General features: G+C 69.6%; 14 protein-coding genes. 9 read left to right on the forward strand and 5 right to left on the reverse strand.

The genetic code is table 11. The features are described from left to right. Window positions 1-31: 31 nt before the first annotated feature. The 7 genes from ACYVLQ_RS11890 to mnhG all read left to right on the forward strand — a co-directional run bounded on the left by ACYVLQ_RS11890 (window position 32) and on the right by mnhG (window position 7,500). Complete coding sequence (locus ACYVLQ_RS11890) at window positions 32-1,357, forward strand: hypothetical protein (protein ID WP_460697481.1); 1,326 nt, start codon at window positions 32-34, stop codon at window positions 1,355-1,357. 136 nt (window positions 1,358-1,493) lie between these two features. After that, window positions 1,494-4,352, forward strand: a complete 2,859-nt coding sequence (locus ACYVLQ_RS11895; protein ID WP_460697482.1) for a Na+/H+ antiporter subunit A — start codon at window positions 1,494-1,496, stop codon at window positions 4,350-4,352. Continuing rightward, on the forward strand, window positions 4,349-4,732 hold the full coding sequence (locus ACYVLQ_RS11900; protein ID WP_460697483.1) for a Na(+)/H(+) antiporter subunit C: 384 nt from the start codon (window positions 4,349-4,351) through the stop codon (window positions 4,730-4,732). The genes ACYVLQ_RS11895 and ACYVLQ_RS11900 overlap by 4 nt, the downstream gene beginning before the upstream one ends. After that, entirely contained in the window at window positions 4,729-6,345 is a 1,617-nt protein-coding gene (locus ACYVLQ_RS11905; RefSeq protein WP_460697484.1) for a Na+/H+ antiporter subunit D, read from the forward strand. The genes ACYVLQ_RS11900 and ACYVLQ_RS11905 overlap by 4 nt, the downstream gene beginning before the upstream one ends. 2 nt (window positions 6,346-6,347) lie before the next feature. After that, window positions 6,348-6,899 carry a Na+/H+ antiporter subunit E gene (locus ACYVLQ_RS11910; protein ID WP_460697485.1) on the forward strand — a complete coding sequence of 184 codons (552 nt, stop codon included), beginning with the start codon at window positions 6,348-6,350 and terminating at the stop codon, window positions 6,897-6,899. Next, the gene (locus ACYVLQ_RS11915) at window positions 6,896-7,156 is read left to right on the forward strand and encodes a monovalent cation/H+ antiporter complex subunit F (RefSeq protein WP_460697486.1); all 261 of its coding nucleotides are present in this window, start codon (window positions 6,896-6,898) and stop codon (window positions 7,154-7,156) included. Before ACYVLQ_RS11910 ends, ACYVLQ_RS11915 begins: the two co-directional genes overlap by 4 nt. After that, window positions 7,153-7,500, forward strand: coding sequence for a monovalent cation/H(+) antiporter subunit G (mnhG, locus tag ACYVLQ_RS11920; protein ID WP_460697487.1), 348 nt, complete (start codon window positions 7,153-7,155; stop codon window positions 7,498-7,500). Before ACYVLQ_RS11915 ends, mnhG begins: the two co-directional genes overlap by 4 nt. A 10-nt stretch (window positions 7,501-7,510) precedes the next feature. Here the strand turns inward: mnhG and ACYVLQ_RS11925 are convergent, their stop codons facing one another. From ACYVLQ_RS11925 to ACYVLQ_RS11945, 5 genes are all read right to left on the reverse strand, one after another. Further along, window positions 7,511-8,812: a DUF5933 domain-containing protein gene (locus tag ACYVLQ_RS11925; RefSeq protein WP_460697570.1), complete on the reverse strand. Its 1,302-nt coding sequence runs from the start codon at window positions 8,810-8,812 to the stop codon at window positions 7,511-7,513. A gap of 126 nt (window positions 8,813-8,938) precedes the next feature. Further along, window positions 8,939-10,078 carry a glutamate--cysteine ligase gene (locus ACYVLQ_RS11930; protein ID WP_460697488.1) on the reverse strand — a complete coding sequence of 380 codons (1,140 nt, stop codon included), beginning with the start codon at window positions 10,076-10,078 and terminating at the stop codon, window positions 8,939-8,941. Window positions 10,079-10,092: 14 nt separating this feature from the next. Next, entirely contained in the window at window positions 10,093-10,797 is a 705-nt protein-coding gene (gene sodC / locus ACYVLQ_RS11935; RefSeq protein WP_460697489.1) for a superoxide dismutase[Cu-Zn], read from the reverse strand. 126 nt (window positions 10,798-10,923) lie between these two features. Beyond that, the gene (locus ACYVLQ_RS11940; protein WP_460697490.1) at window positions 10,924-11,490 is read right to left on the reverse strand and encodes a LytR C-terminal domain-containing protein; all 567 of its coding nucleotides are present in this window, start codon (window positions 11,488-11,490) and stop codon (window positions 10,924-10,926) included. 39 nt (window positions 11,491-11,529) lie between these two features. Continuing rightward, window positions 11,530-11,880 carry a DUF3263 domain-containing protein gene (locus tag ACYVLQ_RS11945; protein WP_460697491.1) on the reverse strand — a complete coding sequence of 117 codons (351 nt, stop codon included), beginning with the start codon at window positions 11,878-11,880 and terminating at the stop codon, window positions 11,530-11,532. A 169-nt stretch (window positions 11,881-12,049) separates the two neighbouring features. On the opposite strand from ACYVLQ_RS11945, the gene ACYVLQ_RS11950 reads away from it, so the two are divergent. Continuing rightward, on the forward strand, window positions 12,050-12,640 hold the full coding sequence (locus tag ACYVLQ_RS11950) for a peptide deformylase (protein ID WP_460697492.1): 591 nt from the start codon (window positions 12,050-12,052) through the stop codon (window positions 12,638-12,640). Further along, window positions 12,630-13,592, forward strand: coding sequence for an N-acetylglutamate synthase, CG3035 family (locus ACYVLQ_RS11955; RefSeq protein ID WP_460697493.1), 963 nt, complete (start codon window positions 12,630-12,632; stop codon window positions 13,590-13,592). Before ACYVLQ_RS11950 ends, ACYVLQ_RS11955 begins: the two co-directional genes overlap by 11 nt. Window positions 13,593-13,632 lie beyond the last annotated feature (40 nt).

Raw genomic sequence — 13,632 nt, forward strand, 5'->3', positions numbered from 1 at the left:
TTGTCGGGTCAATCATGGGTATTTTCAGCTGGTGCGGACCAGCGTCGCGGCGTTCGAGATGGTGACGGCATTCCTGGCAACCCTGGTTGCGGGAATGTCGCTGATGCTCCCGATCGACTTCGCGTGGACCACGGACTCGACCGCGCTGCAGCTGGATCTGCTCGCGCACAGCCTGCCGCGCGCCATCGCCGCGGGCGCCATCATCGCGCTGATCATCGCCGTATTCGCCACCACGGTCAATCACGGCCTGGCGGCCTGGGGTTCGGCGCTCTGCGGCAGCATCCTGCTGCTGGTGACGCACCTCGTCGGGCGCTCCAGCGGGCCGGGCACCTCGCTGGCGACGCTGAACTTCCTCGATTCGATCGCGGGCGGCATTCTGCTCGGCGGCATCGCAGCCGCCGTGCTGCGCGGGCGACTCCAGGTGTTCGGCTGGACGCTCGGCGCGCTCGGCAGCATCGTGGTGGGCGCCGCACTGCCGGTGCCGCACGGCAACGACCTCGGCGATCCGACCCGGTTCGGGCGCTGGCCCGCGGTGGACTCGCCGCCGCCGTGGCTGATCGGGGCGACGCTGGCACTGGTCGCGCTGGGCACGCTGGCCAACCGCCACCGGACCCAGGTGGAGCGGCGGTCGGTCGAGCTGCCGATGGCGCCGATCCTGGCGGGCCTGGTGTACGTCCTGGTGACGCTGTTCGGCACCGAATGGCTCACCCGCCGCGCCGAGGACTCCATCGATATCGCCCTGAGCGTGGGCGCGACCGTGGTCGCCGGGCTGATCGCCGCCATGCTGCTGCCCCGCCGCGACGGCACCCTGGTGCTGCTGGCGGTGGCGCTGGCGGCGGTGGGCAGCGCGATCATGCCGTCGTATCTGCCGGGCTGGTCGGCGGCGCCGCTGGTGGCACTGGTGGCGATGGGCATCGTGCTCGGATTCCGGCGCCCGAACCCGCTGTTCGCGCTGCTGATCCTCACCGCGCTGGCGCTGTACTGCGCGCTCACGCTCGGCATCGACTCCCACGATCGGGCCCGCAACATCGTGACCGGCGTAGTGCTCGCCCTCGGCGCCGGGTATTGCTTCGGCAGCGCCGCGCCGCGCTACAACCCGACCCGGGTGCTGGGCGTCGCGATCGTGTTCATGCCCTCGGTGGTGCTGGCGCTGCGCGACCACGTCAGCCGCGGCGATTTCACCGATGTGACGGTGGAGGCGGGCCGCTGGTACGTCTGCCAGCTGCCGAACGCGACGTCGCCGGTGCCGTACTGGACGGCGCTGGCCATCACGATCGGATGCCTGGTCGGGCTGATCGCGCTGCGGCGATTGCGGGCGCCCGCGGTAGCGCCGGTGACCACACCGGCCGAGCAGTGATTTCGCCGCGGTAGCAGATATATAGCCAGGCTCGGCGAACATGCTCGACGCCATACCGTCGCGTCGCCCGAATCCCCCAGGGCAGAAAGTAGTATCGACCCCGCACCACCCCGCCGCCGACTCGACGGAGTGAAGTTTGCTCGTTATCTTGCTTGCCCATGCCGCCGCGGCGCTGTTGGCGCCGCCGTGTGTGCGGACGCTGGGCAGGCGCGGCTTCTACCTGCTGGCCCTGGTGCCGCTGGCGAGCCTGGGCTGGGTGATCGCGAACTGGAACACCGGGCGCGCGCTGCACGTCGAGTGGGCGCCCGGCATCCACATGGCTCTCGATCTGCGGTTCGATGCGCTCGCCTCGATCATGTCGGCGCTGGTGCTCGGCATCGGCGCGCTGATCCTCGGCTACTGCGCCACCTATTTCGACGACGACGACCGGCAGCGGCTGGGGATCTTCGCCGGATATCTGGTCGCCTTCGCGGGCACCATGTTCGGGCTGGTCACCAGCGACAACATGATGCTGCTGTTCTGCTTCTGGGAAGCCACGACCGTGTTGTCGTTCCTGCTGGTGGGCCATCACGCCGAGCAGATCGCCGGGCGCCGCGCGGCCCTGCAGGCGCTGCTGGTCACGGCCGCGGGCGGGCTGGCCATGCTGGTGGGCATCATTCTGCTGGGCCAGCGCTGCGGAACCTATCTGCTGTCGGAGGTGCTGGCCCGGGCCGATCCGCAGGACTGGTCGACCTGCGTCGCGGTGGTGCTGATCCTCATCGGCGCGCTGAGCAAATCGGCCATCGTGCCGTTGCACTTCTGGCTGCCCGGCGCGATGACCGCGCCCACGCCGGTCAGCGCCTACCTGCACGCGGCCGCGATGGTGAAGGCCGGTATCTATCTGGTCGCCCGGCTGGCGCCGACGTTCGCGACGGCCCCGCCCTGGCATCCGATCATCCTCACCCTGGGCGTGCTGTCGATGGTGCTGGCGGGCCTGCGCGCGCTGCAGGTGACCGACCTGAAATTGGTGCTGGCCTTCGGCACGGTGAGCCAGCTCGGATTCCTCATCACGCTGGTCGGGATCGGCACGCCCGACGCGGCGCTGGCGGGCGTGGCCATGATCGTCGCGCATGCCCTGTTCAAGGCGTGCCTGTTCATGGTGGTGGGCGTCATCGACCACAGCGCGGGAACCCGGGACCTGCGACGGCTGTCCGGGCTGGGACGCAGGGCGCCGGTGTTGTGCGCGACCGCGATCCTGGCCGGGGCGAGCATGGCCGGGATTCCGCCGCTGCTCGGCTTCGTCGGCAAGGAGAGCGCCCTGGGTGCGATCCTGATCTCGGACAATCTGACGGCCCCGGTCAAGGTCGCGCTGGGCACCGGCGTGGTGCTCGGCTCGATGCTGACGGTCGGCTACAGCCTCCGATTCGTGTGGGGCGCCTTCGGTTCCAAGTCGGTGGCGGTGGGAGCGCCGGAGCCGCAACTGAATTGGCATCGGCCCGGCGCGATGTTCCTCGCGCCGCCCGCGCTGCTGGCCGTGGCGAGCCTGGCCGCGGGGCTCGCCGCGCCCTGGATGGACTCGCTGCTGCGGCCCTATGCCGCAACGCTTCCCGGCGGCGCGCCCACACACTTGGCGCTGTGGCACGGCTTCGGCCATCCGCTCACGCTGACCATGGTGATCATCGCCTGCGGTCTGGTGCTGTTCGAGATCCGCGACCGGATCGGCGAATCGGCCAGCCCGCGGCTGGGTAACGCCGACCGCGTCTACGACAAGACGCTGCGCGCCATGGACCAGCTGTCGCTGCGCATGACCGCCGCCACGCAGCGCGGTTCGCTGCCGCTGAACCAGGCCCTGATCCTGATCACGCTGATCGTGCTGCCCACCGCGATGCTCGCCGTCGACGCCCGCACCAGAGTGGGTCTGCGGCTGTGGGATTCGCCGCTGCAGCTGGTCATCGGGCTGATCATGATCGCCATGGCGCTGGGCGCCACCGTGATGCGCAACCGCCTGGCGAGCGTGCTGCTGGTCGGCGTCACCGGATACGGCTGCGGCGTCATCTTCGCCCTACACGGCGCGCCCGATCTGGCGCTCACCCAATTCCTCGTCGAGACACTGACATTGGTGATCTTCGTGCTGGTGCTGCGCCGGTTCCCGGCCGAGATCGAGCCGGACCGCGCGACCGCGTTCAAGGTGCGCCGCGCGGTACTGGCCGCGCTGGTGGGCGCGACGGTCTCGGTGCTGGCGGGATTCGCCTTGGCCGCGCGCAGCACCGAGCCGATCTGGCGCCTGATCCCGGACGCCGCCTACCAGGGCGGCGGCGGGAAGAACGCCGTGAACGTGCTGCTGGTGGACATCCGGGCGTGGGACACGCTGGGCGAGATCTCGGTGCTGGTGGTCGCCGCGACCGGCGTCGCGTCGCTGATGTTCCGCAGCCGCCGCTTCGGCACGCTGCCGCGCGTCGCCGACGCGCCGGGCTACACTCCCGACCCGAACCGCTCCTACTGGCTGCCCGCGGCCCCGCTGATCGCCAAGCGCGACCGGTCGATGGTGCTGGCGGTGACGACGCGGCTGGTGTTCCCGACCATCATGGTGCTGTCGGTGTACTTCTTCTTCGCCGGGCACAATGCCCCCGGCGGCGGCTTCGCGGGTGGCCTCACCGCCGGATTGGCCCTGGTACTGCGATATCTCGCGGGCGGACGCTACGAGCTGGCCGAGGCGCTGCCGGTCGATGCCGGGCACCTGCTCGGCGCCGGGCTGGCGCTGTCGGCCGGGACCGCGACCGGTTCGCTGCTGCTCGGCGCGCCGCCGCTGTCGTCGGCGATCTTCGAGGTGACACTGCCGCTGATCGGAGACGTCAAGTTCGTCACCGCGATGCTGTTCGACCTGGGCGTGTACCTGATCGTGGTGGGCCTGGTCCTGGACGTGCTGCGCAGCCTGGGCGCGCGGCTGGACACCGAGGGCCTCACGCCGACCACCGGTCCGCTGCTGCTCGTCGAGTCGGAACGGAGGACCCGATGACCGCGAACGTCACCCTGCTCGCGCTCGTCGGCGTGCTGATCGCCTGCGGGGTCTACCTCGTGCTCGAGCGCGCGGTGTCGAAGATGCTGCTGGGACTGATCCTGTTCGGGAACGCGGTAAATCTGCTGCTCATCACCGTCGGCGGCCCGGACGGGAAGTCGCCCATCCTCGGCGAGACCGATCGCACGCAACGGGATACGGCCGATCCGCTGGCCCAGGCGATGGTGCTGACCTCGATCGTCATCACCATGGGCGTGGCGGCGTTCGTGCTCGCCCTGGCCTACCGGTCCTACGCCCTGACCACCACCGAGCGGGTCGAGAACGACCCCGAGGACGTCAAGGTCGCCTCGCGTCGCGAAGGCGAGGATCCCGAGAAATGACCCTGTCTTCCGGCCTGATGCCCAGCCTGACCGCGCTGCCGGTGCTGATACCGCTGCTGACCGCCGCGGTCACGCTGATCGTCGGGCGCAAACCCCGTGTGCAGCAGATCGTCTCGGTCGCCGCCCTGGCCGCGACGGTGCTGGTCTCCGGGGTGCTGCTGTTCCTGGCCGACCGGGACGGGATGGCGGTGCTGCAGGTGGGCGGCTGGGAGACCCCGATCGGCATCACGCTGGTGGTGGACCGGCTGTCGGCGGCGATGCTGCTGGTGTCGTCGATCGTGCTGCTGGCGGTGCTGGCGTTCGCGGTCGGGCAGGGTATCAGCGACGGCTCCGAACGCCAGCCGACCTCGATCTTCCAGCCGACGTATCTCATTCTGAGCGCGGGGGTTTCGATCGCGTTCCTGGCCGGTGACCTGTTCAATCTCTTCGTCGGGTTCGAGGTGCTGCTGACCGCGTCGTTCGTGCTGCTGACCCTGGGCGCCAGCGCGGACCGGGTGCGGGCCGGGGTGTCCTACGTGATGGTGTCGATGGTCTCGTCGCTGATCTTCCTGACCGGTATCGCGCTGGCCTACGCGGCCACGGGCACGCTCAACCTGGCGCAGATGGCGGTGCGAATCGGCGAAGTGCCCACTGGGATTCGCAGTGCCATCTACGCGGTGCTGCTGGTGGCGTTCGGGATCAAGGCGGCGGTATTCCCGCTGTCGAACTGGCTGCCCGACTCCTATCCCACCGCGCCCGCGCCGGTTACCGCGGTCTTCGCGGGCTTGCTGACGAAAGTCGGTGTGTACGCGATCATCCGAATGCACACGCTGCTGTTCCCCTCCGACCGCTTCGACAACGTGCTGCTGATCTGCGGCCTGCTCACCATGCTGATCGGCATCCTGGGCGCCATCGCGCAGAGCGATATCAAGCGATTGCTGTCGTTCACGCTGGTCAGCCACATCGGTTATCTGATGTTCGGGGTCGGGCTGAATACCGCCGCGGGGCTCACCGGCACAGTTTTCTATGTGGCGCACCACATTCTGGTGCAGACGACGCTGTTCCTGGTGGTCGGGCTGATCGAGCGGCAGGCCGGTTCGGCGTCGCTGAGCCGGCTGGGCGGGCTGCTCGCCGCGAGCCCGGCGCTGGCGCTGCTGTTCGGGATACCGGCGCTGAATCTCGGTGGCATTCCGCCGCTCTCGGGCTTCATCGGCAAGGCGGCGCTGCTGCAGGCCGGTGTGGCCGACGGCAGCGTGCTGGCCTGGGTGCTGGTGGCCGGATCGGTGGTGACCAGCCTGCTGACGCTGTACGCGATGGCGCGGGTGTGGAGCAAGGCGTTCTGGCGGCCGCGGGTGCAGGCGCCCGAGGGCAATCTCGCCGATGCGGGGCCCTCGGCGCTCATCGACGAGTCGACCGACGTGCTGTTCGACGACCGCGCGGATCCGGGACGCATGCCGCGGCTGATGCTGGTGCCGACCGTCGCGCTGCTCGCGGTGGGCCTGGCGATGACCGCGTTCGCGGGCCCGATCCTGGGCATCGCCGGTCGCGCCGCGGACGACCTCACCGATCGCGGGGTCTACCTGGAAACGGTGCTGGGAACGCCGGATTCGTGGCGGGCGGGAGGCGACCGGTGAGGATGAACCGCGCGACCCTGGTCCGCATCGGCGTGCTGCTGTGGCTAACGGTGGTCTACATGGCGCTGTGGGGCGATCTGAGCGTCGGCAACGCGCTGGCCGGGCTCGCGATCGGCGCGCTGATCATAGTGGCCCTGCCGCTGCCTCGAATTCCCATCTCCGGTCGGCTGCATCCCCTGTCGCTGCTCGAATTGATCGCGCTCAGTTCGTATTACGCGATCGAGTCCAGCCTGCAGATCGCCTGGTTCGCGATCCGGCCGAGCGGAGCGCCGGTATCGGGGGTGCTGCGGGTCCGGATGTCCATCCGCTCGGATCTGGTGCTCGTGCTGTGCACCGACGTGCTGAACCTGATTCCCGGCACCATGGTGCTGGAACTGGACCGCACCACCCACACGGTCTGGGTGCACGTGCTCGACGTGGGCAGCGACGAGGCGGTCGAGAAGTTCTACCACACCACCCGACGGCTGGAGCAGTTGCTGATCCGCACCTTCGAACGGCCCGGGGAGTGGCGCGAGTCACCCTCCCCCGCAACGCTTTCCGAGGAGGAGCGATGACCTTCGTCGCGGTCGCCGCCGCGGTGCTGCTGGTCACCGCGGCGGTGCTGACGAGCTACCGCGTGCTGGCGGGACCGAGCACCCTGGACCGGGTGGTCGGCATCGACTCGCTGGTCGGCATCGCCGCCGCGGGCCTGGCGGTATGGGCGGTCTACAGCAACGACACCACCGTGCTGCCCGCCATCGTCGCGCTCGCGCTGGTCGGCTTCCTGGGCTCCGCCGCGGTGTCGCGCTTCCGGGTGCGGGACAAGCGATGACGGCCTGGCTCGACACCGCGCTGCGCTGGCTGTCCTATGTCCTCATCCTGCTCGGCGCACTGCTCGCGCTGACCGCCGCGGTCGCGATCGTGCGCTTCCCGGACACCCTGTCGCGCATGCATGCCGCCACCAAGCCGCAGGTGGTCGGCTTGGTGCTGATCCTGATCGGCGCCACCATCGAGCTGCGCGGCCACGGCAACGTGTGGATGCTGGTGCTGGTGGGCCTGTTCACCCTGCTCACCGCCCCCGCCATCGCACACCTCATCGGCCGCACCGCCTACCGCGAACAGCGCAATCGAGACGGCCTGCTGCTGATCAACGAATTGGGCGACGACGCGGACTGACGGGAACGGCCTACCGCGCGTGCAGTTCCTCCGCATCGACGGCCTGCGACTGCGAGGTCCGCGCGAACCACGTCGTGTAGAACACCCAGACGTAGGCGGCGAACGCGCCCAGCATGACCAGCCCCGCGTGAATCGGATGCTCGGCGATGACGACAGCCAGGAATCGGTAGGAGAGCAGGAGCGCGGCGAGCAGCGCCGCACCCCCGACGACCAGCCGGATACGCGCGCGGTCCCACCCGCGCTCGGGCGCGCGCAGCGCGGACTCGACGGTCAGGCACAACACCGCGCCGGCGAGCAGGTCGGCGCCGTAGTGGTAGCCGAATCCGAGCGTCGCCGTGAGCGTGGCCAGTAGCCAGAAGACGCCGCCCCAGCGCAGCCAGCGCGGCGCCGGGGACCCGTCGGCGGCGCGGCGCGAGTGCAGGAAAACCGTGGTGGCCCAGGCGGTGTGCATGGACGGCATGCAGTTGCGCGGGGTGACGGTGTCGAACGGCAGCGAACCCGGCGTGGGGTCCAGCGGCGGCACGATCTGGGGCCAGTAGTTACCGAGCTGCAGCCCGTGGCCGTCCGGCCCGTAGGCGAACATCGGACCGACCACCGGGAACAGCACGTACACCACCGGGCCGACCAGCCCGAGCACCAGGAAGGTCCGTACCAGGTAGTGGGTCGGCCACACCCCGGTCGACGCGACGCGCCGCAGCTGCCAGGCCGCGACCACCATGGCCGCCACCGGCAGCTCGATGTACACCCAGTGCAGCACCGCGTACACCACCGGGCCGAGCGCGTCGATCGCCTGGCCCAGCACCCACGACGGCTGCCCGAACGCGTGATCGGCCAGCATGACGTACCGGTCCAGCACGTTCGGCCCCGCCATCACGGTGATGTGCAGCCAGACGTCGCCGACCTTGGTGGCGAGGATCAGCAGCGCGCCGAGCGCGGCGGCGTGCAGCGCATTGCGACGGTCCGCGCCCTCCCAGCCGAACCAGGCGACCAGCGCCAGCCCGGTCAGCGCGATCACCGCACCGTTGCCGACGGTCACCGGCCCGCCCAGCAACACCCGCACCACCGCGCAGACGACGTCGATCGCCACCGCGACCCCGAGGGTGATGAACCGCCGCCGCCACGACAGCCCGACCAGTGCGAGCGCCAGCCCGGCCCAGGGCACCGTCATCGACTTCGGCGTGCCCGCGTAGTCGGCCCACAGGCTCCGCAGCGGGCCCTCGAACCCTTTGTGGGAGGCCACGATCTGCAGCGCGATCAGCAGGACGGGCACGGCGGATACCGCCGCCGCCACCAGGACCCGCTTCGACGGCATCCGGCTACGGCGAGCGTCACCACCGAAGTCGGAGCGCGGGTCGTCGAGTAGCACGACGACCATAGTAAACGGCCGATGAACGCCACCCCGCTGGCCAGCTGAACGGCCGGCCACCGGTCGGCGACGCTAGTTGTCGAGTTCCTTGACCAGGGCGTCCACGACGGCCACCAGATCGCCCTGGGCGGCGGCGGCCACGCGGCGCTGGCGTTGGTAGGAGGCGCCGCGCTTGGGGATATCGGCGACCAGCGACAGTTCCTGTTCGCAGCCGAGCTGCTTGGAGATCGGCTCGAGCCGGTTGAGCAGTTCCGACAGGTCGTCGGTCACGAGGCGCTCATTGCTGTCGGCGTCGGTGATGACGATCGCGTCCAGGCCGTAACGTGCTGCGCGCCACTTGTTCTCCTGCACGTGCCACGGCGGGATCGTGGGCATGGTCTCGCCCGCCTCGACGCGGCGGTCGAGGTCGACCACGAGGCAGTGGATGAGCGCGACCAGCGCGGAAAGCTCCAGGCGCGAGGGGATTCCGTCGCACACCCGCACCTCGATCGTGCCCCATTTCGGCGCGGGCCGGATATCCCAGTGCATGCCGCCGAGCTGCTCGATCACCCCGGTCTTCATCTGGTCGTGCACGAAACCCTCGAACTGCGACCAGTTCTCGAACTGGAACGGCAACCCGGCGGTGGGCAGCTGCTGGAACATCATCGCCCGGTTGCTGGCGTACCCGGTGTCGATTCCGGCCCACATGGGCGAGGACGCCGACAGCGCCAGCAGATGGGGATACGACAGCAGCAGCGTGTTCAGGATCGGAAAGACCTTCTCCGGGTGGGAAACCCCGACGTGCACGTGCACGCCCCAGATCAGCATCTGCCGCCCCCACCACTGGGTGCGCTCGATGAGTTCGTCGTAATGCGCTGTGCGCGTGAGCTGTTGGGTCGACCACTGCGCGAACGGATGGGTCCCGGCGCAGAACAGATCCACCCCCGCCCGATCCGCGGCGGCACGCACCGCGTCCATGGTGCCGCTCAGATCATCGAGGACCTCGCCCACGGTGTCGTGCACGCCGCTGACGAGTTCGACGGTGTTCTTCAGCAGCTCCTTGGTGATCTGCGGCGTGCCGTCGTGCGCGCGCAGGTCACCGACCGCGTCGAAGACCGCGGCGGCCTGATTGGACAGGTTGCGCGTCTGCTTGTCGACGAGCGCGATCTCCCACTCGACGCCCAGCGTGGGGCGGGGCGAGCTGTTCCACTGAACCTGACCGACCCCGCCCATGGCACCCCCCGCGCTTACCCGACTACGCCACAGGCAACCCGGCCCCCCGCGTCACCGGTCGCCATCGTCTCGGCGTCCGGTCCGGCGGTGCCGTTGGCCTGCGTGTATCGGTTCGGAATGTTCCCGAAGTTGTCCGCCCCGGCGTGGACCATCAGGGCCTTGCCCTTCAGATCGTCGAGGGTGACGGAGTCGGTGGTGGTGACCAGCTTGGCGGTGCCGTCCTGGCGCACCGACAGCGAGGTGAGGTCGCCGCTGGCCGGATGGGTGCTCTGGTCGCCGACCTGCAGATGCCCGCCCGCGGACAGGAAGTTCCCGGCCGGGCCGCCCGACGGCGCCGTGGAGTTGGCCTCGCACTTGCCGAACTGGTGGAAGTGCAGGCCGTGGAAGCCCGGCTTCAGGCCGTGCGCCTCGACGATGACCTCCAGGTGGTTGCCGGACTTGGCGATCGACGCGGTGCCGACCTGCGCACCGGCCGGATCCTTCAGCGGCACCGAGACCGAATCGCCCGCGGGCGCGGAGCCGTTGCCGTGCTCGGTGCCGTGTTCACCGGTTCCGGTGGACTCGCCCGCCCCGGCCGAGCCCGTCCACACCGGCGGCGTGGTGCCCTTGACGTCACTCGACTCCTGGCTGTTGGTGCAGGCCGCGAGGCCGAAGACGGCGACCGCCAGCACCGGGGTCACAGTCCGCCAGGACGGGCGACGAGTTGTGGACGGGGCCATCGGGGAACTCCTTTACGAGTACCGAGTTTACGAGTAAAGCTGAGTGGACAGATTCGTTACCGGACAAGATGATGCCAGAGCCGTTATCCAGTTGAGGTGTCGGGCTCGGTTGCCCGAGACGACCGTTCAGTTCCCTGTGACGATCACTATCACGCCGGGCGGCGAGTTCGCGATCCCGGCGAATCGGGGCTCGGCGGTGACGCCCAATTCCGCCGCGATCGACTGCGCCGCCGCCTGCTCACCGGGCCTATTGCCGTAGTAGACCGTGGTTTTGGGCACCACGCCGCCGGGGTAGTTGCCGGTCTCCGCGATGGTCCAGCCCTCGGCGGTGAGTTGACCCGCCGTCTGCGCGGCCAGTCCCACGATGGTGCTGTTGTTGAGCACCCGCACGGGGACGGTCTTGTCCGCTCCCGCGGTCGTGGTGGGCGCGACGGTCGTGGTCGTCGTCGGCGCCGTGGTGGTCGTGGTGGGCTGCGCCGGGGCCGATGTAGTGGTCGCGACCGGTTTCGGTGCGGTGGTGCCGGTGGGCTGGCCCTGGGTCGCCTGGCCCTGCGTCGAGCTGTCCGAGGCCTCGGAGTCCGAACTCGACAGCGCCATCGCGCCGAGGCCCGCGAACACGATGGCCAGGGCGATCAGCACCATCGCGAGCGCTCGCAGCGGCGGTCCACCGGAGGGCGGATTGGGGTTGCTCACCTGGTCGACCCTAGTCTCCTGCGGGCGTGGACGCCCGCATCACACCTGGAAGCCCAGGCGCCGAGCCGCACGGGCCTTCTGCCGGCTCGCCCGCAGCCGCCGCAGCCGCTTAACCAGCATCGGATCGGCGGCCAGCGCCTCGGGCTTGTCGACGACGGCGTTGAGCACCTGGTAGTAGCGGGTGGCCGACATAGCGAACAGCTCGCGGATGGCCTCCTCCTTGGCGCCCGCGTACTTCCACCACTTGCGTTCGAAATCGAGAATGTCGAGTTCGCGGCGGCTGAGCCCGCTGGGATCGGTCTCCTCGACCGGTGCCGCGACCGCGCCGTCCGCATCCACGGAAGAGGTGTCCTCGCTTGCGGATAGATTTCGGGCCGCTGCGCTGTCCATATCGCTCCCTCGCCGAGTTACACCTGACGACTGCGTCCAGGGCTGCTATACGTCGTCGCTCATTCAACCACGAACGACGGCGTTCCCCGCTCGCTCCTTCGGCGTGTCGGGCGGCGCCGACGTGTCCACTGCCACGGCCTGTTCCGGCGCCCGCGTAAAGTGTCCGACCATGGCGATTCTCCCGATCCGCGTCGTCGGCGATCCCGTTCTGCACACTCCGACCGAGCAGGTCACCCAGTCGCCCGAGGAGCTCGCCGAGCTGATCGCGGACATGTACGACACGCTCGACGCCGCCAACGGCGTCGGGCTGGCGGCCAATCAGGTCGGGGTCTCGCTGCGCCTGTTCGTCTACGACTGTCCCGATGTCGACGCGAGCGGCGCGATGAACCGCCGCCGGGGCGCGGTGGTCAATCCGGTGCTGGAGACCTCGGAGATCCCGGAGACGATGCCGGACCCGGACGACGATGAGGAGGGCTGTCTGTCGGTGCCGGGCGAGCAGTTCCCCACCGGCCGTGCCGAGTGGGCGCGTGTGACCGGCACCGATGAGCAGGGCAAACCGGTCGAGATCGAGGGCAAGGGTTTCTTCGCCCGCATGCTGCAGCACGAGGTCGGCCATCTCGACGGCTTCCTGTATGTGGACGTGCTGATCGGGCGCAACGCGCGCGCGGCGAAGAAGGCGATCAAGCGAAACGGCTGGGGCGTACCGGGTTTGAGCTGGCTGCCGGGCGAGGGGCCGGACCCCTTCGGACATGACGACTGAGCTGCCCGACATTCCGCCCGGGCGACGGGTGGTGGTGCGGTACCGGCTGCCGTCCGGTTATCCCCAGCAGTTCACGGATGTCATCGGCGAACTGATGTCGGTGGATCCGCCGACCGTGCGCACCGCCGACGGCCAGACGGTGTCCATCGCCGCCGATCGCGTGGTGGCCATGAAACCGCTGGGGACCAGGCCGATTCGCACTCGGGAGATCCGGGCGCTGGAGGCGGCGGCGACCGACGGTTGGCCGGGTCCGCGGCATACCCGGATCGACGGCTGGCTGGCCGCGGCGGGCAACGGTTACACCAATCGAGCCAACTCCGCTGTGCCGCTGGGTAACTCGGAGGGCCCCGCGACGACCCATCCGGATACCCTGCACCGGATCGGTCGGTGGTACACCGAGCAGGGCCTGCCGCTGCGGTTGCGGTTGCCCGACCGGCTGGCGCCGGTGCCGCCGGGCTGGCGGACCTGGGGCGAGACCGCCGTGCTGGGCCTGGATATCGACAATGTGGTTCTACCGCAGGGTCCTTCGATGGTCCGGATCGATTCGCTGCCGCCCGAGGCATGGCTGGAGCTGTACCGATTCCAGGGCGAGGACACGGTGCCGGTGCCCCCGCCGCCGGTGGACGAGGAGGTCCTCACGGCGGTGCGGAACGGCGAAATCGGTTTCGCGGCATTGGGTTTGCCGACTCCCCTCGCGGTCGGGAGGGGAGCGGTCACCACGGCGCCCGACGGCCGGTGCTGGATCGGCCTCACCTGCGTCGCCGTCGCGGCCCCGCACCGCCGCCACGGCCTGGGCACGCTGATCTGTGCCGAGTTGCTGCGCTGGGGGCAGCGCCGCGGCGCCACGCATGCTTACGTGCAGGTCGGGGTGGACAATGGTGGGGCGCAGGCGATGTACCGGGAGATGGGGTTCCTCGAACACCATAACTACCGCTACGCGGGACCGGCGTAAGCGCGAGCACCGTCCGTCATTCCGGCGGGATCGATCGCTA

The organism is Nocardia thraciensis, assembly GCF_054782435.1.

Coding starts and splice junctions, on each gene's coding strand:
- ACYVLQ_RS11900 (WP_460697483.1), top strand. CDS start 4,349: ATGACCGCGAACGTCACCCTGCTCGCGCTCGTCGGCGTGCTGATCGCC.
- ACYVLQ_RS11905 (WP_460697484.1), top strand. CDS start 4,729: ATGACCCTGTCTTCCGGCCTGATGCCCAGCCTGACCGCGCTGCCGGTG.
- ACYVLQ_RS11910 (WP_460697485.1), top strand. CDS start 6,348: ATGAACCGCGCGACCCTGGTCCGCATCGGCGTGCTGCTGTGGCTAACG.
- ACYVLQ_RS11915 (WP_460697486.1), top strand. CDS start 6,896: ATGACCTTCGTCGCGGTCGCCGCCGCGGTGCTGCTGGTCACCGCGGCG.
- mnhG (WP_460697487.1), top strand. CDS start 7,153: ATGACGGCCTGGCTCGACACCGCGCTGCGCTGGCTGTCCTATGTCCTC.
- ACYVLQ_RS11925 (WP_460697570.1), bottom strand. CDS start 8,812: ATGCCGTCGAAGCGGGTCCTGGTGGCGGCGGCGGTATCCGCCGTGCCC.
- ACYVLQ_RS11930 (WP_460697488.1), bottom strand. CDS start 10,078: ATGGGCGGGGTCGGTCAGGTTCAGTGGAACAGCTCGCCCCGCCCCACG.
- sodC (WP_460697489.1), bottom strand. CDS start 10,797: ATGGCCCCGTCCACAACTCGTCGCCCGTCCTGGCGGACTGTGACCCCG.
- ACYVLQ_RS11945 (WP_460697491.1), bottom strand. CDS start 11,880: ATGGACAGCGCAGCGGCCCGAAATCTATCCGCAAGCGAGGACACCTCT.
- ACYVLQ_RS11950 (WP_460697492.1), top strand. CDS start 12,050: ATGGCGATTCTCCCGATCCGCGTCGTCGGCGATCCCGTTCTGCACACT.
- ACYVLQ_RS11955 (WP_460697493.1), top strand. CDS start 12,630: ATGACGACTGAGCTGCCCGACATTCCGCCCGGGCGACGGGTGGTGGTG.